Annotated in this window: 21 protein-coding genes and 1 tRNA gene; 4 read left to right on the top strand and 18 right to left on the bottom strand. The window is 72.7% G+C overall.

Translation table 11 applies throughout. The features are described 5' to 3' along the window. Positions 1-8: 8 nt before the first annotated feature. On the bottom strand, positions 9-1,538 hold the full coding sequence (locus OXR63_RS02910) for a CYTH domain-containing protein (RefSeq protein ID WP_267419939.1): 1,530 nt from the start codon (positions 1,536-1,538) through the stop codon (positions 9-11). Positions 1,539-1,597: 59 nt separating this feature from the next. Between OXR63_RS02910 and OXR63_RS02905 the strand changes: the two genes are divergently transcribed. Next, positions 1,598-1,870: a mycoredoxin gene (locus OXR63_RS02905; protein ID WP_267419937.1), complete on the top strand. Its 273-nt coding sequence runs from the start codon at positions 1,598-1,600 to the stop codon at positions 1,868-1,870. A gap of 122 nt (positions 1,871-1,992) precedes the next feature. On the opposite strand, the gene OXR63_RS02900 is transcribed toward OXR63_RS02905, so the two are convergent. Both OXR63_RS02900 and OXR63_RS02895 read right to left on the bottom strand, forming a co-directional pair. Beyond that, positions 1,993-4,119: a DEAD/DEAH box helicase gene (locus OXR63_RS02900; protein ID WP_267419936.1), complete on the bottom strand. Its 2,127-nt coding sequence runs from the start codon at positions 4,117-4,119 to the stop codon at positions 1,993-1,995. 633 nt (positions 4,120-4,752) lie between these two features. After that, positions 4,753-5,997: an aminoglycoside phosphotransferase family protein gene (locus OXR63_RS02895; protein WP_267419935.1), complete on the bottom strand. Its 1,245-nt coding sequence runs from the start codon at positions 5,995-5,997 to the stop codon at positions 4,753-4,755. Positions 5,998-6,078: 81 nt separating this feature from the next. On the opposite strand from OXR63_RS02895, the gene OXR63_RS02890 reads away from it, so the two are divergent. Then, entirely contained in the window at positions 6,079-7,134 is a 1,056-nt protein-coding gene (locus OXR63_RS02890) for an FUSC family protein (protein WP_267419934.1), read from the top strand. Positions 7,135-7,195: 61 nt separating this feature from the next. Here OXR63_RS02890 and OXR63_RS02885 read toward each other — a convergent pair whose 3' ends face one another. Further along, complete coding sequence (locus tag OXR63_RS02885) at positions 7,196-7,513, bottom strand: hypothetical protein (protein WP_267419933.1); 318 nt, start codon at positions 7,511-7,513, stop codon at positions 7,196-7,198. 183 nt (positions 7,514-7,696) lie between these two features. On the opposite strand from OXR63_RS02885, the gene OXR63_RS02880 reads away from it, so the two are divergent. After that, positions 7,697-8,374, top strand: a complete 678-nt coding sequence (locus OXR63_RS02880; protein WP_194660744.1) for a response regulator transcription factor — start codon at positions 7,697-7,699, stop codon at positions 8,372-8,374. Positions 8,375-8,384: 10 nt separating this feature from the next. After that, the gene (locus tag OXR63_RS02875) at positions 8,385-9,854 is read left to right on the top strand and encodes a sensor histidine kinase (protein ID WP_267419930.1); all 1,470 of its coding nucleotides are present in this window, start codon (positions 8,385-8,387) and stop codon (positions 9,852-9,854) included. Positions 9,855-10,114: 260 nt separating this feature from the next. On the opposite strand, the gene OXR63_RS02870 is transcribed toward OXR63_RS02875, so the two are convergent. From OXR63_RS02870 to rpmA, 14 genes are all read right to left on the bottom strand, one after another. Next, the gene (locus OXR63_RS02870) at positions 10,115-13,531 is read right to left on the bottom strand and encodes an error-prone DNA polymerase (RefSeq protein ID WP_267419928.1); all 3,417 of its coding nucleotides are present in this window, start codon (positions 13,529-13,531) and stop codon (positions 10,115-10,117) included. A 13-nt stretch (positions 13,532-13,544) separates the two neighbouring features. Then, positions 13,545-15,167, bottom strand: a complete 1,623-nt coding sequence (locus OXR63_RS02865) for a DNA polymerase Y family protein (RefSeq protein ID WP_267419927.1) — start codon at positions 15,165-15,167, stop codon at positions 13,545-13,547. Next, the gene (locus OXR63_RS02860; protein WP_267419926.1) at positions 15,164-16,003 is read right to left on the bottom strand and encodes a hypothetical protein; all 840 of its coding nucleotides are present in this window, start codon (positions 16,001-16,003) and stop codon (positions 15,164-15,166) included. Before OXR63_RS02860 ends, OXR63_RS02865 begins: the two co-directional genes overlap by 4 nt. Before the next feature lie 65 nt (positions 16,004-16,068). Then, complete coding sequence (locus OXR63_RS02855; RefSeq protein WP_267419925.1) at positions 16,069-17,526, bottom strand: anthranilate synthase component I family protein; 1,458 nt, start codon at positions 17,524-17,526, stop codon at positions 16,069-16,071. Positions 17,527-17,543: 17 nt separating this feature from the next. Beyond that, the gene (locus OXR63_RS02850; protein ID WP_267419924.1) at positions 17,544-18,467 is read right to left on the bottom strand and encodes an aldose 1-epimerase family protein; all 924 of its coding nucleotides are present in this window, start codon (positions 18,465-18,467) and stop codon (positions 17,544-17,546) included. Between the two features lie 114 nt (positions 18,468-18,581). After that, positions 18,582-18,654: transfer RNA gene (locus tag OXR63_RS02845), tRNA-Ala, on the bottom strand. 109 nt (positions 18,655-18,763) lie between these two features. Next, positions 18,764-19,159 (bottom strand): ribosome silencing factor, encoded by a 396-nt coding sequence (rsfS, locus tag OXR63_RS02840; RefSeq protein ID WP_267419923.1) that lies wholly within the window; start codon positions 19,157-19,159, stop codon positions 18,764-18,766. A gap of 121 nt (positions 19,160-19,280) precedes the next feature. Further along, entirely contained in the window at positions 19,281-20,774 is a 1,494-nt protein-coding gene (locus OXR63_RS02835; protein WP_267419922.1) for a hypothetical protein, read from the bottom strand. Next, a complete protein-coding gene (gene nadD / locus OXR63_RS02830; protein ID WP_194627912.1) occupies positions 20,771-21,370 on the bottom strand; it encodes a nicotinate-nucleotide adenylyltransferase in 600 nt (199 codons plus the stop codon). The genes OXR63_RS02835 and nadD overlap by 4 nt, the downstream gene beginning before the upstream one ends. Positions 21,371-21,381: 11 nt before the next feature. Beyond that, positions 21,382-21,582: a hypothetical protein gene (locus OXR63_RS02825; protein ID WP_071274190.1), complete on the bottom strand. Its 201-nt coding sequence runs from the start codon at positions 21,580-21,582 to the stop codon at positions 21,382-21,384. Between the two features lie 41 nt (positions 21,583-21,623). Beyond that, entirely contained in the window at positions 21,624-22,889 is a 1,266-nt protein-coding gene (locus tag OXR63_RS02820) for a glutamate-5-semialdehyde dehydrogenase (RefSeq protein ID WP_267419921.1), read from the bottom strand. 106 nt (positions 22,890-22,995) lie between these two features. Then, the gene (gene proB / locus OXR63_RS02815) at positions 22,996-23,805 is read right to left on the bottom strand and encodes a glutamate 5-kinase (RefSeq protein WP_267419920.1); all 810 of its coding nucleotides are present in this window, start codon (positions 23,803-23,805) and stop codon (positions 22,996-22,998) included. Positions 23,806-23,812: 7 nt separating this feature from the next. Further along, positions 23,813-25,330, bottom strand: coding sequence for a GTPase ObgE (obgE, locus tag OXR63_RS02810; protein ID WP_267419919.1), 1,518 nt, complete (start codon positions 25,328-25,330; stop codon positions 23,813-23,815). 117 nt (positions 25,331-25,447) lie between these two features. Further along, positions 25,448-25,708, bottom strand: coding sequence for a 50S ribosomal protein L27 (rpmA, locus tag OXR63_RS02805; RefSeq protein WP_071274202.1), 261 nt, complete (start codon positions 25,706-25,708; stop codon positions 25,448-25,450). Positions 25,709-25,720 lie beyond the last annotated feature (12 nt).

Genomic DNA, 25,720 nt, shown 5'->3' with positions numbered 1-25,720 from the left:
CCCCGGCGTCACACGCGGTTGAGCGCGTGCACCGCCTCGTCGTAGGACTCCTCTGCCAGGCGCACCCGGTCGCCCGCCAGCACGCCGTACCCGAACGTCGACTCACCGCCGCGCTCCGCGATCGCCGCGTTGGCCCGCAGCGCATCGAGGGCGTACAGCGACCGCACCCGCTCCGTGAGGACGTCCGCCGCAGCACCGATCCGCTTCCACAGCGCGTGCGGGAAGGCGTCGTCCCCGAGCAGGTCCATCGCCATCCGGGCACGCATGGTCGCCTGCCACGCCAGCTCGGTGGTGGCACGGTCGGCAGCCTCGCGCGCAGCGGCGGTGTCCGAGGTGTCATCGGCCACGGCGTCACGGACGAGTTGCCGAACGTGGGGCTTGACGATGGCAGAGACGTCCTGCGCCGCGTGCTTCGGGGAGCGCAGCGCCCACGCGGTCGGCGCGGGACGCTCCACGGCGTCGTCGAGGGCGTCGAGGAGCTCCAGGAACGCCTCGGTGTGCAGGAACGCCACGACGTCGCGGGAAGCTTGGTCACGGCGCTCCCGGGTCGACGCCAGGATGCGCTCACGGGTCATCGCGTCGACGAGTTCGTCCTGCGCGGGCGACGAGGCACGCGGCAGCCGCTCGATCAGGTACTCGGCCAGTGCGGCCTTGGCGGTGACGGCTGCCAGGGCGTCCGCCGCCTCGGCGGCGCGGTCCAGGTCCTCCGTCGCGGCGAACGCCGGACGGTACGTCTGCAGGACGGCGGCGACCCCGAGCGCGGTCTCGGCCGTCTCGCGGAGGCCGGCGGTGTCGCCGGAGCGGAGCCGGGCCTCCTGGCCGAGCAGCGCGGAGCGCAGCTTCTTGAGTCGCTTGGTGATCGCGCGGGCGACGGTGCCCTTGTCGGGCTTGTCCGCGGACTGGAGGCGCGGTGCGGGTGCTCCTGCCAGCCCACGTGCCAGCTTGGACGCGACGGCGGCGGGGCCGGCTCCGACTGCGGCGAAGCGGCCGTCGAGCGACCGGAGGAACTCGTGGGCGACCTGCTGGTCGACCCCCTCGACGGTCTCGACCTCGGCTTCTCGCCAGGTGCGAGGGTCGGCGGGGGCGTCGTCGTCGAGACGCTCGGCGCTCACGCGGTCGTCGGCGAGTTCGGCGATCTGGTCGCCGTCCTCGTCGAGGAGTCGCGTGACCGTGCGGGTCGTCGTGATGCGCACGACCGGGTGGAGACCGCGGCCGCGGCGCTCGGTGAACAGTGCGGCGAGGACCTCGACCGGCACCGTGTCGGCGTCGTCGGTGAGCGGGAAGTGCTCCTCGTGCCGGACGGTGTCGGACTCGGCGCGCTTGATGTGCCAGCCGGCGTCCGTGCCGCCCGTGCGCCGACGGACCGTGACGTGCGCGGCGACGAGGTCGTAGCGCTCGGTGTCCCAGTAGGTGGCGTCGAGCTCGAAGGGCTCCTGGTGGTCGACCTGCATGATGCCGCCGACCCCGATGAGGTCCGGGAGGCTGGCGTCGTCGGGCAGGTCGTACGTGCGCTCGATCTCGAGGTGCGTGTCCGTCACATGCCCCTGTCTACCAGGGTGCAGGGGGTGCTCACGACACGGCGGGTTAGCCTGTGGAGATGAGCGAGACGATCACCCGCGACGCGTTCGTGCCCCAGGCCGGCGGCGTCACCATGTTCACCACCACCTGGTGCGGCTACTGCGCCCGCCTGAAGAACCAGATGACCAAGGCCGGCGTGCCCTTCACCGAGGTCGACATCGAGCAGACGCCCGGCACGGCCGAGCTCGTCGCCGAGGTCAACGGCGGCAACCAGACCGTTCCGACGCTGGTGTTCCCCGACGGCAGCACGGCGACGAACCCATCCCTGGCCGAGGTCCAGTCGCGCATCTGACGCGCGGTGCCGGCGGCGCCGTCCGGGACGCAAAACACCGGTGTTCGTGCTCCACGCCGCGGAACTCCGCGGCGCGACGCACGAACACCGGTGTTTTGCGCACCAGCACGCACGCACCCAGCTCAGCCGCCGAGCGCCTCCGTCAGCAGGGCCGCCATGGCGTCGAGCTGGATGTCGCCAGAGTCGACGACCTCCTCGTCGGAGCCGTCGAGCGCACGCGCTGCCAGGCCGGCCTTCGAGTCGATGAGCTCGGCGATCTTCGTGTCGATCGTCTGCGCGGCGATGATGCGCCACGCGGTGACGGGTTCTTCCTGCCCGATGCGGTGCACACGGTCGATCGCCTGGGTCTGCTCGGCACTGGTCCAGGACAGCTCGGCGAGGACGACGTTGGACGCCACCTGCAGGTTCAGCCCGACGCCGGCTGCCGTCAGCGAGCAGACGATCACGGCGACGTCGGGGTCGTTCACGAACGAGTCGATCTCGGCCGTGCGCTGCGCCGCGGTCTGGTCGCCGCGGATCGTCGCGGTGCGCAGGTGCCGGCGGGCGAAGACCTCTTCTGCCTGGTCCATCACGTCGAGGTGCTTGGCGAAGAAGACGACCTTGCCGACGTTGGCCGCCAGCTGCGCCGCGTAGTCCGCCGCGAGCTGGGCCTTCGCGCGGCCGATGCGCCGGACCATCGAGAACACGTTCTCCCCGGTGGAGGAGGCGTCCTGGTCCTCGAGCTCCCACCGCGCGACCTGGCGGACGAGCTTGTGGTCGATGCCGTCGACCGGCGCCTGGCCGGTGCGGGCGTCGAGCGCCTGGTGGTACCGCTTGACGAGCTTCGCGGTGAGCTCACGCTCGGCGTCGCGGATCGAGCGGCCCTCGTCGCCGTCGAGCTCCACCGGGATGTCGGCGATGCGACGGGCGGGGATGTCAGCGGCGACGTCGACCTTGCGGCGCCGGACGATGCCCATGTCGATCACGGCACGACGGGCCTCGGCGAAGAAGCCCTGGTCGGCCGGGGTGAGCCCGATGTCCTCGAGCTCGTTCATGAGCTGCGCGCGCGGCTTCTTGTCGTCGATCCAGCCGAGGTACTCCCAGATCGTGCGGAAGTCCTCCACCGAGTTGATCAGCGGGGTGCCGGTGAGCGCCATGAGCAGCGGCGACGAGGTGCGCGCGCGGATCTTCTCGGCCAGCTGCAGCACGAACTTCGAGCGCTGCGAGTCCTTGTTCTTGATGAAGTGGGCCTCGTCGACGACCATGCCCTTGAACCCGAAGGCCCCGAGCCAGCCGAAGTGCCGGTCGAGGATCTCGTAGTTCACGATCACGATGTCGGCGAACCCGTCGAGGTCGTCACCGTCGCCGTGGATCACCGTCGCGCGGCGGTTCGGCACCCAGCGGGCGGCCTCGCGGGCCCAGTTCGTCTTGACGACGTTCGGCACGACGACGAGGAGCGGGTACGCCCCGGCGGCCTCTGCGGCGAGCAGCGACTGCGCGGTCTTGCCGAGTCCGGGTTCGTCAGCGAGCAGGAACGTGCGGTGGCCCTGTGCTGCGGCGGCGACGAGCTCCGCCTGGTGCTGCATCAGCGTGGTGCCGGAGATCGTCTGCACGGAGGTCGGGTCGGGCAGCGGCATCGATGCCGATCCCCCACCGGCGCCGTACTCGAAGGACTTGAAGAGCGGTCCGAAGAGCTCCCAGTTCGCCAGGCGACGCGGGTGCGCGACGGGCTGGTCGGCGAGGGCGAAGTCCGGCGGCAGGAACGGGTTCGCGAGCTGGCGCTGCACGACGGCCTGCGGCACGACGGCACGCTCCTGCGCGGTGACGACCGGCGCGGGCTCGGCCGCGATGACGAGGTCCTCCGGCTGCATCTCCACGCCGCCGGCGATCATCATGTCGCGCTTGACGGTGCGGGTCGCCTCGGTGACGGGCGACTCCTCGGCCAGGAGCTGGATGACGCTGGTGTCGCGCGCCGCCGTCTTGGCGAGGATCGTCGCGACGCCGTCGAGCCGCTTCATCTGCTCGGCGCGCTGGGCGTCCGTGAGCGTCGTGTCCGCCTTGACGCGGGAGCGTTCCTCGCGCATCAGCAGCGCGACCGCCTGGAACTTCGTGCGGTTCGACGCCTTCAGCGGCCCGCGCTGGGCGGCCGCCTCGACCTCGCGCACCGCGCGGGCGAGCACGGGGATGACGCCGTCGTTGTCGAGCGGCCGGGTCCGGCGTGACGCGGTCCGCGTCCCACCGGCTGCACGCCGCGTGCCTGATCGAGCCAAGGCTCCTCCTTGTTCCGTCCCGAGACCGGGGCGAGCCGCCGTCCTGGCGGAAGTCGTCGGTGCGTCCGTCGCACCGCTGCCGTGGCGGGCCGATGCGGCCCACCGGTGCGCCGATCCCCACGACGGTCTGGCTGTCGACCGTGCCCGTCGCGGTCACCCGGGTGGTGTCCGATGGGCTCGATCTGCGCGGAGGATCCGGCGCTGTCGCACGCACGCGACTCGCCGGGAGCGGTCGCGGATCCGGTGCCCGCTCGGCCAACCGGTCGAGTGCCGTGTCCGGAATCGACGCGACGTGCGAGCACGCGGTGCGTGCGCGGTCAGTGTACTCCCGGACCACCGACGGAGGCGACTCGGCGCACCCCGCGCGCGTCGAGCCTCCAGGCGGTGGCAGTGGGCCGGACCGCGCGTGGCGGGTGGGATCGTGCGTCCCAGGTCGGATCTTCCCACCCGCGACGCGCGTTCTGACCTGCCGCGCATCGGGTGGCAGGCGAGATCGCGCGTGGCGAGTGGAAACCCGCGTGGTAGGCGGAATCACGCGTACTCAGTCGGATCTTCCGACCCACGACGCGCGTTCTGACCTGCCGCACATCGGGTGGCAGGCGGGATCGCGCGTGGCGAGTGGGAACGCGCGTCTCAGGCGCGGGGTGCGGACCGCGGACGGCCGAGACCGTCGGCCGGGAGGCTCGGGGCCGGTTCCGCGAGCGCTGCCCGTGTCGCCCGCAGCAGCTGTTCCGCGGTGGCGATGCCGTTCGCGGAACCCGTGGTCGCCTGGCCGCCGGCGTGCGCCAACAGCTGGGCACCGATGGCCGGTCCGAGTCGCTGGGCCGCGGCGGGGTTCCGCGCGGCCCAGTCGCGGGCGATCGCGTCGGCGAGCCGTTCCGCGGCTGCGCCGCGGTCGGCGTCGCCCCGGGAGCGGTGCCACAGCCCGGTGACGACGAGGTGCGCCACCACGGCACCGATGTCGCGGACGGGGTAGCCCCAGCCGGCGGTGTCGATGTCGAGCAGGCCGGAGATGCGCCAGGGCTCGTCCTCGTCGACGAAGACCTGCTCCAGGTGCAGGTCGCCGTGCACGACCTGCTTGTCCGTCGTGGTCCAGCCGATCGAGCGTCGGCCGATGGCGTCGTAGAGCTCGTCGATCTCGAGCGCGTCCTGTGGCAGCGCCGTGACGAGCGTCTTCCGGTGCCAGTCGGCGTGGTCCATCGCGTCGGCTCGGGCCTGCTGGGTCATCGGCACGGTGGCGATCCGGCCGGTGAGCGCGGCGAGCGACGCCACGAAGCGCGGGTCGTCGGCGATGTCGAGGATCCGGCTGCCCGCCGGCACGCCGCGGATGCGTTCGAGCACGAGCAGGCCGTCGCCGCGACTGGAGAGCACGCGCGGCACCGGGAGCCCGGCCGCGACGAACTGCTCGTGGGTGCGGACGATCGGGGCGACACGGTGGGGGCGGACGACCTTGAGGAAGAGCGTGCCCTCGGGGGCGTCGACCCGGACCACGGCGCGCTTGCCCGGGCGGTAGGCCGCGACCGTCAGCACGGGGTTCGTCACCGGCATGCCGAGGGTGGTGAGGAGCTCTGCCACGGCGTCGCGGTAGGTCACCTGCGGCAGGACCGGCAGGCCGGGGTCGTTCGGGTACGCCCAGACCGAGACCGGCTCGTTCGTCGCGGGGTCGGTCACCAGGGCGCTGTTCTGGTCGTGGGTGCCGCCGGTGTCGACGTAGGTCAGGACGGTGGCGCGCAGGTTGTTGCGGTCCAGGGTGTCGACCTCGTACCCGTAGAGGTACCCGTTGCCCGACGGCTCGACCGAGTGCGCGCGCGCGGCCACCACAGTGGTCCCGGAGCCGACGAAGGCCTCCGGGATGACGCGCTCATGATTCGGCCACACGACACCAGTCAACCGTGTCCGTGCGCTTTCGTCGCGTTCGTGCACGGCTCGGCGTGCGGATGCGTGGCTAGCGTGGTCCTCGTGAACCCGGTCTCGCGCCTCCGCAGCTCGAGCCGCTCCCCCTTCCTGCAGGTCGTGAAGACCGCGGTCGCGGTGGTCGCGGCGGTCCTGCTCTCGGAACTCGTCATCCGCGGGCCCTTCCCGACCTTCGCGGCCATCGCGGCGCTGCTGGTCGTCCAGCCGAGCATCAACCAGTCCTTCGTGAAGGGCCTCGAGCGCAGCGCCGGCGTCGTGCTCGGCGTCGTGCTGGCGACCGGGCTGCACTTCCTGCTCGGCAACGCGGTGTGGGTCGTGCTCGTCGCGATCGTCGTGTCGATCGTCATGGCCTGGGCGCTCCGGCTCACCCCGACGTCGGCGACCCAGGTCGGCATCAGCGGGATGCTCGTGCTCACCGCCGGGGTGGTCACGCCGAACTACTCGGCCGACCGGGTGCTGGAGACCGTGCTCGGCGCGGCGGTCGCCCTCGTCGTGAACGCCGTCATCGTGCCGCCGGTGCTGCTCCGGCCGGCGCACCTGGCGGTCGGTCGGCTGGCGCGGGACACCGCGGTGGCGTTCGAGCGGGTCGCGATCGGCCTCACCGAGGGCTGGGACCACGACCGGTGGCACGACGCCCTGCTCCGGGCCAGGGCGCTCCGCCAGCAGCACGCCAAGGCCGACGCCGCCCTCACCGCGGCGCGGGAGTCGCTCACGATGAACCCGCGCGGGGGCCGACACCGGACGATCCTCGACCGGGACGTCGCCGTGACCGAGCACCTGCGGGTCCTCGTCACCCGGGTCACCGGCATGACGCGAGCCATCCGTGACACCGCCACGCCCGACCTCCGCGCCGACCCGATGGTGGGGCGGATCGCGACCGAGGTGGCCAGGATCGGCGCCGACGTGCGGGCGCTCGGACGGCAGGTCGAGTCCACGGAGCTGGCACAGGCGGAACCGGAGGTCCTCGTGGAGGAGTCCGAGACCGCGCTCACGGCACCGCTCGAGGTCGTCCGGCCGAACTCCCGGCACTGGGTCCTCATCGGCGCTCTGCTCGAGGACATCCGTCGCGTGCGCGAGGAGCTGCTCGGCGAGGACGACTGACCCGCGGTGCCGCGCACCGGAGCCGCGCCGGTGTGCCGCGGCGCCGGGGTGCCAGCCCCTCCTACGACAGCGTCGTGGTGGCGGTGGCCGCGACGGTGGCGGTGCCGACGATGTCGCCCCAGATCACGCGGCTCGGCACGGTGGGGTCGGAGGCGACCACGTCGACGGCCGCGAACCGACGGATCTCGGCGACCACCGCCTCCTGTCCGGCTTCGCGAGCGGCGCGACTGGCGACGTCCGGCACGGCGGCGCGGAGCTCGGCCACGACGCGGTCGCGGCTGACGTCCTCGAGCTGCGCGAGTGCTCCGACGCCCTTCCACGCGGCGTCGAGCTCGGCGCGGAGTCGGATGACTGCCGGGTGGTCGGCGTGGTCGTTCATGGGTCCCCCAGAGACAGGACGGTCCGTCGGGTACAGCCCGTCCTGCCGGGGAGCCTAGCAACGACGCAAGAAGTCCTCACGTCCCTCGATCGCGGGGCACGCTGTGACGAGATTCAGTCAGGATCGCCGCCGGGACACCACCGGACGCCGGTTCGATGCCACGATGGGTGCCAGGAGGTCACTATGCGGCTGTTGGTGGTCGAGGACGACGACGAGATGCGCGCCCTCATGGAACGCGGTCTCGCCGCCGAGGGGTACCGCGTCACCGCGGTCGAGAACGGTGTCGAGGCGCTCATCGCGCTCGGTGACAACGCGTTCGACCTGGCGGTCGTCGACGTGATGATGCCCGGCATGTCCGGGTTCGAGCTGGCGCGGCGCATCCGTGAACGGGAGGACCCCGTACGGATCCTGCTCGTCACCGCCCGTGACGGCGTCGACGACCGGGTCTTCGGCCTGGACGCCGGTGCCGACGACTACCTGACGAAGCCGTTCGCCTTCGCCGAGCTCACCGCCCGGCTCCGCGCACTCGGCCGCCGTGAGGCCGCCGGGGCACCGCGCATCATCGAGGTCGGCGACGTCGCCATCGACTCCGAGGCGCGCCGGGTCTCGATCCAGGGCCAGCGCGTCGCCGTCAGCCCCACCGAGTTCGCGCTGCTGCGCCTGCTCGCGCGCTCCGTCGGCACGGTGGTCGACCGGCCCAAGATCCTCGAGGAGGTCTGGGACGGCTCGCAGCACGTGGACCCGAACGTCGTGGAGCAGTACATCTCGTACCTCCGCAAGAAGCTGACGTCGCACGAGGCGACGGTCGCCATCTCCACCGTGCGCGGACGCGGCTACCGGCTCGACCTGCTCGGGTCCTGACGCGCCCGACGTGCTGCGCTTCATCCGGCCGCTCCGGCTGCTCTCGCTCCGGTCGCGGATCACGATCGGCTCGACGGCGATCGCCGCGGTCGTCATCGTGCTGCTCGTCCTGGTGATGCGGTTCCAGGTGGTGAGCGTCGTCGCGTCGGCCACCAGGACGCTGCTCGACGCCGACGCCGACCCGTACGTGGCCACGCTCGAGGTCGACAGCAACCCGGACTTCTCGCCGCCGGGGAACCTGCAACTCGTCGCCGTCGTCTCCCCCAAGGGCGACATCGTGCTCTCCACGATGCCGTCCCGGGTCGAGAACGCCCTCGGCAGCCTGACCACGACCGCCGCGGGCACGAGCGTCATCGACGTGTCCGGGTCGCAGTACCGCGTCGTCGTCGAGCACCCCGTGAACCAGGCCGGCCGCTGGACCGTCGTCGCCGCCCGCAACGCCCAGGCCGAGGCGATCGTCGTCGATGACCTCACCACCACGCTCTCGGTCACCGGGCTGGCGATCCTCGTCGCGTTCGGGGTCGCGTCGTGGATCCTCGCCACCGCCGCCCTCCGGCCGGTGAACCGGATGCGCCGCGAGGCCGAGCGGCTCTCCGTCGCCCCCGAGCGCGCCGAGCTGCCGGTCGGGCCGGCGCAGGACGAACTGGCGTCCCTCGCCGTGACCCTCAACGCGTTCCTGGCACGGACCCGGCAGGCGACCGAGCGCGAGCGCCAGATGGTCTCCGACGCCAGCCACGAGCTGCGCACCCCGCTCGCGATCCTCACCACGCAGCTCGACCTCGCCTCGCTCGACACCGGCGACGCCGCCGCGCTGGCCGAGCACATCGAGCGCGCCAAGAACAATGTCGCGCGGTTGTCCCGGCTGGCGAACGACCTGCTGACGCTGTCCCGGATCGAGGAGTCCGAGCGCGCCGGCGACACCGACCAGCAGGCGCTCTCGACGTGGTCCGACCTGGGCGACGAGGTGATGGCCGCCGTCGACCGGGTCCGGTTGATCGCGAGCACGAAGGACATCACGGTCGACTTCGACCTGGAGCCGCCGGCTGCCTCTCCGGGTTCCGGTTCGGCACCGGGTCCGGGTCCGGACGAAGCCCGCTACCGGCTCGACGTGGGTGGCATGGCCCAACTCGTGACGAACATCGCCGGCAACGCGGTCTCCGCACTCCCCCGCGGCGGCGGCGTCCTCGTCACCTGGCGCAGCACGCCCGAGTTCGGCGAGCTCCAGGTGACCGACGACGGGCCCGGCGTGCCCGAGTCCTTCGTACCCGTGGCCTTCGACCGCTTCACCCGACCCGACGAGGCCCGGAAGTCCCGCCCGGCTCCCGACCCGGCGACCGGCACGATCCCCCTGCCGGGCGGCTCCGGCCTGGGGCTCGCGATCGTGCGTGCCGTCGCTGAACGGGCAGGAGGCACGGCGTCCCTCCGCAACGTCCGCTCCGGTGGCCTCGAGGTCACGGTGCGCGTCCCCGTGGCGCGGTAGCGCGAGCGTCGAGTGGGCACGACGCCCCGCATGCGTTCCGCCGAGTGGGCGGTCGTCGTCGCTCCGCGACGCTCCGACCGACGGACCGTGATCGGTCGGCGGACCTGAGCGGGGTGTCGCGACCGCTCGCGGCGGGTACGCCGGACAGGAGGCTCGGTGCCAGCCCACACCGCGCCTCCCGCCCAGTCCGTGCCGACGCAGCGGGGTGCGGACGGGGTGCAGGCACCGCGGAGCGGGGAGCGCGCGGCGCGGCATGCGCGTCACTGGAAGTCACGGGACCTCGTCCTGACCGCCAGCGGGAGGCGCTCGATGCGGTCGGCCACGACGTTCACGACGCCGTCCTGCGAACGCTCGAGGATCCCGCGCACGACGACCGCCGGTGACTCCCGGGCAACCCGTCGGTACCGCCCCCACACCCCGACGCTGCAGATGACGTTGACCAGGCCGGTCTCGTCCTCGACGTTGAGGAAGGTGATCCCCGACGCCGTCGCCGGACGCTGCCGGTGCGTCACGATGCCGCCGACCTCGATCCGCCGACCGTTCTCGGCCGTGGCGAGGTCTCCGACGCTGAGCACCCGCTTCGCCCGCAGCCGGTCGCGGAGGTGCCCGACGGGGTGGTCGTCCGTCGTCATGCCCGTGGACCACATGTCCGCGATGAGGACGTCGCCGCTCGTCATCTGTCCGAACAGCGGCGGCTGCACGACGACCTGCGTGTTCGGCAGCTGGTCGGGACGCTCGGCTGCGGCCTGGGCAGCCGACCACATGCCGCCACGGCGGTCGACCCCGAACGGTGCGAACGCGTCGGCGGCGGCGAGGGCCTCGAGCTGTGCCGTCGTGAGTCCGACCCGACGTGCGAGGTCGGACATGTCCGTGAACGGTCCGTTGGCGTCCCGCTCCGCGACGATCCGCTCGGCGCTCTTGCGTCCGAGCGAGGCCACCTCGGCCAGCCCGAGCCGGACCGCGAGGCCGCCGTCCCGCCGGTGCTGCGCGGTGTCGTCGGGCCGTGTCCTGTCGAACGGCAGCACGGGGGGCTGCTCGGCGGCGAGGCAGGCGTCGTCACCGTGTGGACCAGCGGTGTGTCCCTCGAGGGGCTCCAGGGTGGCGTCGACCGCCGAGCGCAGGATGTCCGGACGCAGCACCTCGACGCCGTGTCGGCGGGCGTCGGCCACCAGGGTCTGCGGTGAGTAGAACCCCATCGGCTGGGCCCGGAGCAGCGCCGCGAGGAAGGCTCCCGGGTAGTGCAGCCGCATCCAGGCGCTGGCGTAGACGATGAGCGCGAAGCTGATCGAGTGGCTCTCCGCGAAGCCGAAGTTCGCGAACGCCTGGATCTTGGCGTAGATGGCGTCGGCGTCCGCGCCGTGGATGCCGTTGTCCGCCATGCCCGCGTAGAGCTTGTCCCGCAGCCGGTCGATCTTCTCGTGTCCGCGCTTGGACCCCATGGCACGCCGCAGCAGGTCGGCGTCGTCGCCCGAGCAGTTGCCGACGGCGATGGCCATCTGCATCAGCTGCTCCTGGAACAGCGGCACACCGAGGGTGCGTTCGAGCACCGGCTCGAGCGACGGGTGCATGTAGGTGATCGGTTCCTCGCCGGTACGGCGCCGGATGTACGGGTGCACCGCGCCGCCCTGGATCGGCCCGGGGCGCACCAGCGCGACCTCGATCACCAGGTCGTAGAACCGGCGCGGGAGCAGTCGGGGCAGCGTGCCCATCTGCGCGCGGGACTCGACCTGGAACACCCCGATCGTGTCCGCCCGGCACAGCTGGTCGTAGACGCCCTGCTCCTCCTTCGGGATGGAGTGCATCTCCCAGCGCTCCCCGCAGTGCTCCGCCGCGAGGTCGAACGAGTACTGCAGCGCCGCGAGCATGCCGAGCCCGAGCATGTCGAACTTCACCAGCCCCATGTACGCGCAGTCGTCCTTGTCCCACTGCAGCACGGTGCGGCCGTCCATGCGGGCGTGCTCGATCGGCACGACCTCGCCCACGGGCCGGTCGGTGAGCACCATGCCACCGGAGTGGATGCCGAGGTGTCGGGGGAACCCGAGGACGTCGCTGGCCAGCCCGACGACCTCGGCCGGGATGTCGTGGTCCTGGCTCTCGGTGACGGACCCCCAGCGCTCGACCTGCTTGGACCAGGCGTCCTGCTGCCCGGGGCTGTGGCCGAGCGCCTTGGCCATGTCCCGCACGGCGCCCTTCGGCCGGTAGGTGATGACGTTCGCGACCTGCGCGGCGTTGTACCGGCCGTACTTGTCGTAGACGTACTGGATCACTTCTTCTCGGCGGTCCGAGTCGAAGTCGACGTCGATGTCGGGCTCCTCGTCACGCATCGCCGACAGGAACCGCTCGAACGGCAGGCCGTACCGGATCGAGTCCACCGCGGTGATCTCCAGCAGGTAGCAGACCGCCGAGTTCGCCGCCGAACCGCGCCCCTGACAGAGGATCCCCCGCCCCCTGGCGTACTGGACCATGTCGCGGACGATGAGGAAGTAGCCGGGGAACTTCTTGTCCTCGATCACCGCGAGCTCGCGTTCGATGCGCTCCCGCTTGTGCGGGTCGACACCGTCCGCGCTGCCCGGGTACCGGCGACGCGCGCCGTCCCACGTGAGCTCCCGCAGCCACGACATCGCGGTGTGGCCGTCCGGGACGTCGATGTCGGGCAGCCCGGGCTGCACGGTCTTCAGGCGGAAGCCGAGTTCGTCGGCGAGCGTCACGCTGTGCTCGATCGCGCCCGGGTACCGCGCGAACCGACGGGCCATCTCGGCGCCGGAGCGCAGGTGGGCGGTGTCGGCGGCCGGCAGCCAGCCGTCGATCTCGTCGAGGCTCCGTCGTGCCCGCACCGCGGCGAGTGCCGTCGCCACGGGGAACCGGTCGGGAGTGGCGTAGTGCACGTTGCCGGTCGCGACGACGGGCAGCGCGTGCGCGGTCGCCAACGCCGCGAGGGCGTCGTTCCTGGCGCTGTCGAGCGGGTCGCCGTGGTCGAGGAGCTCGACGACCACGTTGCCGGTCCCGAAGCGGTCCAGCAGCGCGCGCAGGGCCGTGTCGGCCGCGGACTCGCCGCCGCGTTCGAGTGCCTGTCGCACGGCACCCTTCCGACAGCCCGTCAGCACCCGCCAGTGTCCGCCGGAGCGCTGGGCGAGGTCGTCGAGGTCGTACTGCGGGCGGCCCTTCTCGGACCCGGCGCGCAGGTGGGCACTCGTGACGGCGCCGGCAAGCCGGTGGTAGCCGTCCTGTCCGTCGGCGAGCAGCAGCAGGTGGGATCCCCCGGGGTCCGGGACCCCGTTCTGCGGTTCGGTCAGGCCGAGGGAGAGCTCGGTGCCGTACACGGTGCCGACGGTCGGGTAGGCCTCGGCGACCTCCGCCATCCGGGCAGCGCCGTAGAAGCCGTCGTGGTCGGTGAGCGCGAGGGCGTGCAGGCGCAGCCGGGCGGCTTCCTCGAACAGGTGCTCGGGCTGGCTGGCGCCGTCGAGGAAGCTGAACGTGGAGTGCGCGTGCAGTTCCGCGTACGGCACGGTGGGAGCGTCACCGCCCCGGGCGACCTCGGACGGTTCGTACGGCGCACGCTTGCGCGACCACGCCGGGCTGTCCCCGCCGTCGCCCTCGTGTGCGGTCCCCGGGCTCCGCTTGTCGGACAGCGCCCGCTCGAACTGCGACCACGGGATCGGTGGGTTGTTGTACCCCATCAGCTGCTCCTGTTCACGTGGCGACCGCCTCTGCCCACCAGCGGTGGTCGGCGAGGACCAGGTACCAGGCCCGCCCCTCGGCGTCGACGAGCTGCAACCGGTGCAGCCGCCGACCGCCGGCGTCCCACCAGCGCACGACGAGCGGCCAGGGACCGGCCCACGCGGTCACCGCACCGAAGCCACCGCCGCGGTCGCCCTCTGCCCGGAACCGGCCGGGCGTGCCCGAGAGCACACCGCGGTCGTCGACGTCCACGCTGCCGCCGTCGACCGTGACGACGTCCACGGGTCGGGGACGCTCGAGCACGGTGGCCGGGGGCGGCCCGGGGAGCTTGCCGGGCCAGGGGCGGTCCCGCACGGCGCCGAGGTCGGCGGGTGGCGCGTCGCCCCACGGCACGAGCACCATCCGCTCGGACAGGGTGCGTCCTCCGCCGATGCGCGGGGTCACCACGCCGTCGTGTCCGACCATGCCCTGCACGCGGGCGAGCCCGTGGTGGACCCGCTCGTCCGGCCCAGACCCCCACAGCCCGCGTTCGTGGTTCGCCATGTCGTCGACGGCGACCGGTTCGAGGACCACCGACGTGACCGGGGCCTCGAGCCCGGTGGGGTCGACCCCGCCGGCGAGCTGCCAGCGCACCCGGTCGACCACGTCGGCGGCCTCGAACCAGCGGGGGTGGGTCCACGTGCGCTCGAGCAGGATGTCCCGCTCGTCGAGGATCCCCACGCGGATCGTCGTCGCGACGAGCCCGGCGGCGCGGAGCCGGTCGGCGAAGTCGTCGGCCGACCGGCGGAAGGCGAACGCGATCTGGTCGGCGCGGTCGAGCGCCGGCTCGAAGGAGGCCTCGGTCCGGAGCTCCGGCGGGATCTCGCGCGCGGAGATCTCGCGTGGGTCGCGGCCGCCCGCCAGCCGGTGCAGGAACGCCCCGGCGAGCCCGAACCGGTCGCGCACCTGTTCGTCATGCAGCGCGGCGAACGCCCCGAGCGTGGTGATCCCGAGGCGGTCGAGCACGGAGGCCAGGTCGGCGTCGCCCAGCACCCCGAGCGGCAGCGGCGCCAGGAAGTCGGACGAACCGGCGACCGGCACGATGCGCACGCGCTCCCCCGGCCGGACCGGACGGGCCCTGGCCGCCTGCTCCGCCGCGAACGGGGTGTCCGCCACACCGGCACGGACCCCCGGCGCACCGTGGTCGGCGGCGATCCCCGCGAGCGTGGCCGCTGCGGCGCGTTCACCGCCGTAGTAGCGCGCCGGACCGCGGGACCGCAGCGCGAGCGTGCCGGGGCGCAGGACCTCGACCCCGGGCACCGCTGCCTCCACAGCCCGGATGACCGGCTCGAACGCACGGTGGTCGAGGGCGTCGTCGTAGGACTGCACGACGAGGTCCGTGCAGCGCGCCTGGGCCTCGCGCAGCCGGAGCCCCCGGACGACCCCGTGCTGGCGCGCGGACGCCGAGCTCGCGTACACCAGGCCCTTCGACACCACCGCGAAGGGCTGCTCCGGCGGCGCACCCGCTGCCCGGGCCGCGGCGATGACGGGCCAGTCCGGGCACCAGAGCACGATGGTCCTGGTGGGCGGGGGCTCGGGCAGTGCACCGCCACCACGGACGATCGCGTCGACGCGGACGCGCTGCTGCCCGATCACGACGCCACCGCCACGGGCCGCAGGTCGCCGCGCACGCCGTGCTCGCCGCCCCCGGGCAGTGCCACCGGCATCGGCGTCGCGGTCCTGACCACGCCGTCGGCCGCCGGCAGCAGCAGTTCGGCGCTGAGCGGCCGCACCGCACCGGCACGACCGGTCGCGGTCACCGTGGCACGGCGCTCCGTCAGGTGGCCGTGCCCCTGCCCGATCCCCGACCACGTGGACGACGTCACCCGCAGCGTGACGTCTGCTCCTGGCCACGACCCGAGGGCGACGAGCGCCCCCCCGCGCTGCCGCAGCCGGGCGGACAGCCGTGCGACGTCACCGGGCACGACCCGTCCGAGTGGGCGGGTCAGGACGATCTGCGCGACGTCGGCCATCGCCGCGGTCACGGCGAGCCACTGGTCGCCCGGGTCGGGCACGAGCACGAGGCGTTCCAGGTCGATCCCGGCCGCCGCCGCGGCTTCGATCCCGAAGGACGGCACCCCGACGACCGCGCACCACGCCCCCGCTGCGGAGGCCGCCTGCAGCATGGTCATCGCGAGCAGCACGGACTCGGGCACCGCGTAGGTGCCGCCGACCCGGATGGCTCCCCCGGGCAGCAGGGGCTCCAGCGCCGCCGCCGTGGGGAGTCCCGCCGTGTCGACGCGGGTGGACTCCATGGCGTTGACCCGCGACCGCAGCGACGTGATCCGGTCGAGTGCCGCGCGGGCGTCCCGGACGTGGTCGGCGGCACCGCCGGCACCGCTGACGGCAGCGCCACGACGCCCGGGGCGCTCAGCGCGGTCCCCGGGCGAACGGAGTGCCGTCGCCGTCTGCATGCCCTCATATTCGAACATGTGTTCGATGATGTCAATCGCGTCCGACATTCGTGGACAGCGGTTCGAACACCCGTTCGATCAGCTCACCAGGACGCTGACGCCCCCACGCTCCCCAGCACCGACCGTGTCTTCGTCTCGACCTCGTCCGCCTCGTCCTGCGCGACCGAGGACCAGGTCACCGCGCCACCGGCTCCGAGCGTCCGTGACCGCACGCCGTCCGCACCGACCACCGTCACCAGTGTCCGGATGGCCACCGACAGATCCGCTGCACCGCTCGTCGAGAAGTACCCGATCGCGCCTGAGTACACCCCGCGCGGCACATCCTCCAACCGGTCGGAGACGGCCATCGCGCTGATCTTGGGCGCACCGGTCATGGACCCGGGCGGGAACGCCGCCCGCACCACCGCCGCCCGCGAGGTCCCCTCCGGCACCACGGCGCCGATCGTCGACACCATCTGGTGCACGCTCGCGTACGTCTCGACGTCGCACAGCCGGTCGACGTGCACCGACCCGGGCGTCGCCGTCCGCAGCAGGTCGTTCCGCAGCAGGTCGACGATCATCACGTTCTCCGCGCGGTCCTTGACGCTCGCCGCCAGTTCGCCACGCACCACCGCGTCCGCCTCGGGGTCCTCGAGCCGTCGCCGCGTCCCCTTGATCGGCTCGGCGAGCACCCCGCCGTCCGCGTCGATCCGCAGGAACCGCTCCGGCGACCGGCTCGCCACCCGCAGCGGTCCGAGCCGCAGGTACGCCCCGAACGGCACCGGGTCCGTCGCGCGCATGCGCAGGTACTCGTCGAGCTGCGGGTCCGTGGCGGACCCGAGCGGAGCCTCCTGGGCGGCCACCGGCAGGGTGAAGGCGGTGGTGAGACAGACCTGGAACGCGTTCCCCTCGCGGATCTCGGCGCGGCACGCGTCGACCGCGGTCTCGTACGCGGCGCGCGACACGCGTCCGGTCGCCGCCGACCCGTCCGGGAGGCTCGGGGGCCCGCCGACGACGTCGGCCACCGGTGCCGGGGCGGCCACCGTGTCGAGCCAGGCCCGGTTGGCGGCGCTGGCCACCGGTTCGGCGTCGCTCACCAGGACGAGCGCCCACGCCCTGCCGTCGTCACGGACGACGACGGCACGGTCGACGAACCGCAGGTCGGCGTCCGCGTGGCCGTCGGCGGTCCGGTCGGGACCCCCGGACTCCCGGCCGAGCTCGTAGCCGAGGAAGCCGACCCAGCCGAGCGCGAACCCGAGACCGGCGAGGGGCTCGTCGAGGCGCGGGGTGGCGGCGAGCAGGTCGTCGAGCACGGCGAACGCGGGGCGGTCCTCCGATCGGGCGATGCCGAACCACGACCGGGCCGGTGCCGCGACGTCGATGACGGCGGATCGGGCCTCGTGGCGGAACCGCACGGCGAAGGGACCGTTGCACGGGGCGAAGACGGACCACCGAGCCCGGTGTGCGGCCGATGCGGGCGCGTCATCGGGCAGGGCGGAGTCGAACCAGACGAGGTCGCCCTCCTCCGATCGGACGAGGGCCGCGAGGTCGACCCCGTCCACCCGACGGGACTCGATCCTCAGACGGCCGCGATCGTCCATGCGGCCGCGTGTGCCGCGCCGGGGGCGAGCACGACGAGGCCGCGGTCCTCGCCCGCGTTGAACGCGTCGGGCGCGCAGGTCATCGGCTCGACCGCGAGGCCCGAGCGGTGGTACTCCGGCACGACGTGGTCGGCCGTGTGCACCTGGGCCCAGCCGCACTCCGTGCCGAAGGTCACACGGACGCCACGCCCGTCGGCGGCGGTGACGGTGATCGCGGCGGTGCCGTCGGCGTCACGGTCGAAGCCGGTGAAGGCGTGGTCGATGAAGCGGCTGCCGATCAGGGTCGGCGTGCGGAGGTCGAACTCGTCGTGCACGGGGACGAGGTCCGTCGGCACGAGCCGGTCCTCCGTGACCTCGAGCACCTCGGCGGCGGGCAGGGTCAGCGTCCAGTCGTCGACGCTCCCTGCGCCTGCGGAGAGGTACGGGTGCGGGCCGGTCCCCCACGGTGCCGGGCGGTCGCCGGTGTTCGTGCCGGTCACGGTCGTGTGCAGGCCCTCGGCGTCGAGGCGGTACTCCACGTGCACGACGACGCGGAAGGGGTAGCCCTCCTGCGCGGGGACGGTCGTCGTCAGGGTGACCCGGTCCGCCTCGTGCACCTCGACCGCGAAGTCCACCCAGCCGACCAGACCGTGCAGGGCGTGCGAGCGCTTCGGCTCGGACAGGGCGAGCTCATGGTCCTGCCCGTCGAAGGTGTAGCGGCCGTCGACCACGCGGTTCGGCCACGGGGCGAGGACGGCCCCGCGGAAGACCGGGCGGACCTGGTCCGCCTCGAACGGGACGACGAGGTCGCGGTCCCCCTGCCGAAGTGCGCGGAGCGTGGCTCCCACGGTGGCGATCTCGGCGGTGTACCCGGCGGCGGCGATGGACAGCTGCGTGCCGGAGAGGGGGGCGTCGTTGCTCATGCGCTCAGCGTAGCGAACCGGCGGCATCCGCCCCGAGACCCGCGCACGTCTGCTGGCACCCAGCCCGGAACGAAAGAAGCCCCGCTCTCCGAGTGGAGAGCGGGGCTTCGTGGGTGGATCTGAGGGGACTCGAACCCCTGACCCCCTGCATGCCATGCAGGTGCGCTACCAGCTGCGCCACAGACCCATGATCCGATGTGTACTTCGTGTCCCGGGTTCCCCCGAGGCACCAGTGAAGCGTACACCATGGCCGACCCCGGGAGCGAAATCGCGCTGGCACCCCGGGCGCGTCGGCGTCAGGCGTCGGCCGGGGTCTCCGCCGGGGCGTTCGCGACGACGACGTCGAGCGGGATGGTCGGGCAGTCCGACCAGAGACGCTCGAGCGAGTAGTACTGGCGGTCTTCTTCGTGGAAGACGTGCACGACGATGTCGCCGAAGTCGATGAGGACCCAGCGGCCCTCGCTCCGGCCTTCACGGCGGAGCGTCTTGGCGCCGGCCTGCAGCATGCGGTCCTCGACCTCGTCGGCGATGGCCATCACGTTGCGCTCGTTGCGCCCGGTGGCGAGGAGGAACACGTCGGTCAGCTGCAGCGGGCCGGTCACGTCGAGGGCCACGAGGTCCTCGGCCTGCTTGGCGTCGGCGGCGCCGGCGGCGACCTGCACGAGTTCCAGAGCACGGGTGGAAGCGGTCACGGAGTCCTTCCGGTTGTCATCCGGCAGGACACCGGACGGGACACGATCATAAGCCACGCCACCGACGGCGGCGCGGGGGTCGTCGACCGCGGGGGCCGACACGGGTGGGAGGACGCGGACGTCAGGACCCGAAGAAGTTCGTCGAGACCAGCGCGACGACGATGACGGTGGCAGCGGCGACGCACACGCCGCCGACGGTGAACCCGAGGATCATCGGCACCCGCGACTCCTTCGGCTTGGCGGCCGCGAGGACCACCTGCCGCGTCGACGTGTGACTCGACACCGCACGGCTCGCCCGCACGGGGCTGGCGTCCGTCTCGGGCTGCTCGTCGTGCTGCTCGAGCAGGCGGTCCACCTCGGCGCCGTCGATCGGCCGGTGCGACCCGGTCGAGGACAGGGACGCCGGCAGGTCGATCGAACCGGTCAGGATGACCTCTCCCGTGGCGTTGAGCGCACCCGTGGGGTCCGCCAGCGCCGAGTTCGGCAGGATGATCGCGTTCGAGCCCGTCTCGGCGACCCGACGGATGCCGGTCGCCTCGTCGTGGACCTCGGTGTCGTTCGAGTCGTGCGCCTGCGTGGACCAGTGTCCGACGGGTGTGGCGAACGTGGTCGTCATCGGCTTCGGCTCGGGCGGGCGGACGAAGGCCACCCCCGGGGCTGCCTGCGACGACTGTGCGTCAGCCGAGGCCGGACGGTCGTCGTGCTGGACCGGGACCTCGTTGGTGTCGTCGTCGTCGAGCGACAGCGGGAACACCCCGGGCGTCGCGGCGGCAGCGTCCGGCGCAGCCGTGGTGTCCGTCAGGACGCCGGCCGGCAGCTCAGCGGCGGCGTCGGCGTCCGGGACGCGGTCCGTCGAGCCGCCGTCGGTCGCGACGTCGTCGGCGTCCGACGTGGCGTCACCGGCCTGGGGCGCCCAGGTCGAGCGGTGGCGTCGGGGTTCCTCGGCGTGCGAGGCAGCTTCCTCGAGGGGCTCGAGTCCATCCGGGGACCCGTCGGCGGCGGTGGCCTGCTCGACCGCGGCCTCGTCGAGGTGCGTGGTCTCGGTGGAGGGCTCCTGCCAGTCCGACGGCTCAGCGACGGGGTCGGGCAGCGATGCAGGAGCGCGCGTGGGCGATGCGGGCGAGGGCGATGCGGAAGGCGTCGACCCGGCGAACCCGGCGGGAGCGGTCGGCGGCGTGGTGCCGCCCTGGTCGCCCTGCAGCTCGGCGACGGTCCCCAGCACGTCCTGCATCGTGCGGTCGGACGACTGCGGTGCCGGGTTCCGGAGCGGCACCGGACCGGTGGCCTGGCCCTCGGCGGCGCGCATCTGACGGATCTGTCGGCGGGTGAGACCGCCGGACCCCGGCACGATCTCCGTTGCGGAGGCCGGGGGCTGGTCCGGCACGCCGGCGAAGGTCGGTGCCGACGGCACGACCGGCGCGGCGGACTGCGCGGGGCCGGGCGCCGCCGGAGCGACGTGCGACCCGGGGCGACGGCGTGCGCCGTCGACGGAGGTGGGCTGGGGGGCGGCCACGGTCGGCGGCGGGGTCACGGGCTGGCCCCCGGCCGAGGCTGCGCGCTCTCGCTCGCGCGCCTGGCGCCGCGACAGGGGCGGCTGCGCGTCGGACGGACTCATGCAACGCTCCGATACAGGTGGTGCTTGGTGATGTACTGGACGACGCCGTCGGGAACCAGGTACCAGACAGGGTTGCCACGTCGGACCCGGTCACGACAGTCGGTCGAGGATATCGCCAGAGCCGGGACTTCGAGCAGACTCACGTCACGTTCGGGGAGCCCGGTGATGCTCAGGTTGTGGCCAGGACGCGTGACGGCGACGAAGTGCGCGAGGTCCCAGAGGCCGTCGTGGTCCTTCCAGTCGACGATCTGCTGGACGGCGTCCGCACCGGAGATGAAGACGAGCTGCGCGTCGGGGCGCTGTTCGTGGAGGTCCTGGAGGGTGTCGACCGTGTAGGTCGGGCCGGGACGGTCGATGTCCACACGGCTGACGGTGAACATCGGGTTCGACGCGGTCGCGATGACCGTCATCAGGTAGCGGTGCTCCGCGTCGGTGACACCGGACTTCATGTAGGGCTGCCCGGTGGGGACGAAGACGACCTCGTCGAGGTCGAACGACCTGGCGACTTCCGACGCCGCGACGAGGTGGCCGTGGTGGATGGGGTCGAACGTGCCACCCATCACACCGATGCGGGGCCGCCCCGAGCTCTCGAGCATGGAGCGGCGCGTCAGATCTTGGTGTGGCCGTACTCGTCCACACCGGTCTCGTGGGTGCGGGTGGCCTCGAACTTGTTCGAGTGGCGGTACGCGATGTCGCGGAACGACCAGGTGACGAAACCGAGGAAGGCGAAGAACGCAGCAGCCACGACCGGGAAGATGAACGCGGGGACCGACGAGGCGTTCTCGGCGGCTTCAGCGAGGAGGGTCATGGTGCGATGCTCCGATCGATCGAGGAAGGCTGTGGGCCAGTCTAGCCGCGGATCTGACCCTGTCCGCGCACGACCCATTTCGTGCTGGTGAGTTCGGGCAGCCCCATCGGCCCCCGCGCGTGCAGCTTCTGCGTCGAGATGCCGACCTCGGCACCGAAGCCGAACTCACCGCCGTCGGTGAACCGCGTGGACGCGTTGACCATCACCACGGCCGAGTCGACGGCCTGCAGGAAGCGCTCGGCGGTGTCGACGTCGTTCGTCACGATCGCCTCGGTGTGGTGCGTCGACCACTGCGCGATGTGCGCCATGGCGGCGTCGACGTCGGCCACCACCCGGATCGACAGGTCGAGGTCCATCGACTCGGTCGCCCAGTCGACGTCGGTCGCGCGGAGCACGCCCGGCACGATCGCCCGGGTCGCGTCGTCACCGCGGAGGGTGACCCCGGCCGCGCGGAGCCGGTCCGCCAGCGTCGGCAGGAGCCGTTCGGCGGCGTCCTGGTGCACGAGCAGGGTCTCCAGCGCGTTGCAGACGCTGGGCCGCTGGACCTTGCTGTTGAGCACGATGTCGACGGACCGGGCCAGGGGTGCCGAGGCGTCGAGGAACACGTGCACGACTCCGGCGCCGGTCTCGATCACCGGGACCTGCGACTCGGTGACGACCGTCTGGATGAGCGATGCACTGCCCCGCGGGATGAGCACGTCGACGAGGCCCCTGGCGCGCATCAGCTCCGTCGCACCCGCGCGACCGAACTCGTCGATCGTCTGGACCAGCGCACGCGGCAGCCCGACGGACTCGACCGCGTCCTGCAGCACCCCGACGAGCACCGCGTTCGTGCGTTCCGCTGCCGATCCCCCGCGCAGGACCACGGCGTTGCCGCTCTTGAGCGCCAGGCTCGCGATGTCGACCGTCACGTTCGGACGGGCCTCGTAGATCGCGCCGACGACGCCGAACGGCACGCGGACCTGGCTGAGCTGCAGGCCGTTCGGCAGCACCGACCCGCGGACGGACTGGCCGACGGGGTCGGTGAGCCCGACGACGTGTTCGACCGCCGCTGCGAGCGCGTCGATCCGGGCGGGGTCGAGTCGGAGCCGGTCGAGGAGTCCCCCGGCGAGCCCGCTGTCCTCGCCCGCGACGAGGTCGAGGTGGTTCGCCGCCACGATGTCGTCAGTGGCCGCACGGACCGCCCGGGCGATGGCCAGGAGCGCGGCGTCCTTGACGGCGGTGGTGGCCGTCGCGAGGGTCCCGGCCGCGGCGCGGGCCGCCACCAGCTTGTCGGTGAGGGTCGGAGCGGGGGCGGTCAGCGACATGGGTCGATTGTAGGACCGGCACCACCCGCGTGACGGCAGCAGTCAGCGACCGGCACCACCCGCGTGACGGCGGCAGCCGACGACCGGCGGCGTCAGGGCCGGACCGTCACCCCCGCGGCGCCGCGTGGAACCAGGTGCCGACGTGCTCCCCCGCCAGGGCCCGGTCGACCAGGGACGTCGCGGTCACGAGCACCGAGGTGCCCGCCTCTGCCGCGAGCCGTGCCGCCGCGACCTTCGTGCCGGCTCCCCCGGTGCCGACCCCGGCCGCGCCCACGGACCCGAACGTGACCCCGGCGAGCTCGTCCCCGAACGGGACCTCGTCGATGCGTTCGGCCCCGGGCTGCTCCGGCGGCTTCGTGTACAGGGCCTCGACGTCGGAGAGCAGCACGAGGGCGTCGGCCCCGAGGAGCCGTGCCACCAGTGCCGCGAGCCGGTCGTTGTCGCCGAACCGGATCTCGTGCGTGGCGACGGTGTCGTTCTCGTTGACGATCGGCAGCACCCGCAGCGCGAGCAGCCGGTCGATCGCCCGCTGCGCGTTCACCCGGTGCGTCGGGTTCTGCAGGTCCCCGGCGGTCAGCAGGATCTGGGCCGCGACGACGCCGTGCCGGTCCAGCTGCTGCTGGTACCGGAACATCAGGACGTTCTGCCCGGTGGCGGCCGCCGCCTGCTGGGTGGCGAGGTCGTCCGGCCTGCCCTCGAGCCCGAGGAACGGGAAGCCCGTCGCGATGGCACCGGACGACACCAGGACGACCTCGGTCCCGTGGCCGTACGCGGTGGCGAGGGCGTCGACGAGCGACCCGATCTGGCCGGCGGCGTCGCCCGAGACCGACGACGACCCGACCTTGACCACGATCCGCCGGGCACGCGGGAGGTCAGCGCGCCGGCGGACGGGGCCGAGGGAGGTCGTGTCGGTCATGCGGTGGTCAGTCCTGCTCGTCCTCGGCGTCGGCCCACATGCCGGACTTCCGCTCCTGCTCGAGCTCGGCACGCGCGGCGGCCTTGGCGTCCATCCGCTCGTAGTAGTTCTGTCGACGCTCGTTGCTCGTCTGGCGCCCGGACTGGTCGAGTCGGGCGTCGGTGCCACGGGCACTCGTGATGAGCTCCGCGGTCGAGGTGAGTGTCGGCTCCCAGTCGAAGATCATGCCGCCGTCGCCACCGATGACGACGGTCGAGCCCGCGACGGCCCCGGCCTTGAACAGGCCGTCCTCGACGCCGAGCTTGGCGAGCCGGTCGGCGAGGTAGCCGATGGCCTCCTCGTTGGTGAAGTCGGTCTGCTGCACCCAGCGCTCCGGCTTCGACCCGCGGACGCGGTAGAAGCGGTGCTCCTCGCCGCCCTCGGCACGGACGGTGAACCCGCCCTTGGCGTCGACGGCCTTCGGTCGGATGACGATGCGCTCCGGGAGCGGCTCGGCCGCCTTCGCGAGGCGGGCCTGCTCGACGATGCCGCCGAGGGCGAAGCTCAGCTCGCGGAGGCCCTGGTGCGACGCGGTGGAGATCGGGAAGACGCGGTAGCCGCGGGCCTCGAGCTCCGGGGTCACGAACGCGGCCAGCTCGGCGGCGTCGGGGACGTCGATCTTGTTGAGCGCGATGAGCTGCGGGCGCTCGAGCAGCGGCAGCTGGCCCTCGGGGACCGGGTAGCGCTCCAGCTCGCGGAGCAGGACGTCGAGGTCGCTGATCGGGTCGCGGCCCGGGTCGAGGGTGGCGCAGTCGATGACGTGCAGCAGGACCTCACAGCGCTCGACGTGGCGGAGGAACTCGAGGCCGAGGCCCTTGCCCTCCGACGCGCCCTCGATGAGCCCGGGGACGTCGGCGACGGTGAAGCGGACCTCTCCCGACTCGACGACGCCGAGGTTCGGGGTCAGCGTGGTGAAGGGGTAGTCGGCGATCTTCGGCTTCGCGGCGGAGACCGCGGCGATGAGCGAGGACTTGCCGGCGCTCGGGTACCCCACCAGGGCGACGTCGGCGATCGTCTTGAGCTCGAGCCGGACGTCGCTGGACTCGCCGTCGGTGCCGAGGAGCGCGAACCCGGGGGCCTTGCGCTTCGTCGAGGCGAGTGCGGCGTTGCCGAGGCCACCCTGACCGCCCTGGGCCACGACGATGCGCATCCCCGGCTCGGTCATGTCCGCGAGCAGCTCGCCGGACTCGTCGTAGACCACGGTGCCGACGGGCACGGGGAGTTCGAGCTCGGCTCCGCTGAGACCGCTGCGCATGTCGCCCATGCCCGGCTGGCCGTTGCGGCTGGAGCGGTGCGGCGAGCGGTGGTAGCCGAGCAGCGTGGTGACCTGCGGGTCGGCCACGAGCACGATGTCGCCGCCGTCGCCGCCGTCGCCACCGTCCGGACCGGCCAGTGGCTTGAACTTCTCGCGACGAACGGACACGCATCCGTTGCCGCCGTTCCCCGCGCTGAGGTGCAGGATCACGTCGTCGACGAACGTCGCCATCGGTTGTTCACTCTCCGTAGACCAGAGGCGACCGGAGCCGCCAGTGACGGCCGGGGCCGTCGAAACACGAATGAGGGGCAGGCACGCGGCCCGCCCCTCATCCAGAGAACTGTGTCGTCAGACGCTCACGGCGTCGACGATGTTGATGACCTTGCGGCCACCCTTGGTGCCGAACTCGACCGAGCCAGCGGCCAGGGCGAACAGCGTGTCGTCGCCACCGCGGCCGACGTTCGCGCCCGGGTGGAAGTGCGTCCCACGCTGGCGGACGATGATTTCACCGGCGTTGACGACCTCGCCACCGAAGCGCTTCACGCCGAGGCGCTGTGCGTTCGAGTCACGACCGTTGCGAGTGGAACTCGCACCCTTCTTGTGTGCCATTGTCTGCTCCCG

The sequence above is a fragment of the Curtobacterium sp. GC_Cur_3 genome, assembly GCF_026544205.1.
Taxonomy (GTDB): Bacteria; Actinomycetota; Actinomycetes; order Actinomycetales; family Microbacteriaceae; genus Curtobacterium.
The sequence above is the reverse complement of the archived record's forward strand: the minus strand, read 5'-3'. Positions and strand labels throughout refer to the sequence as shown.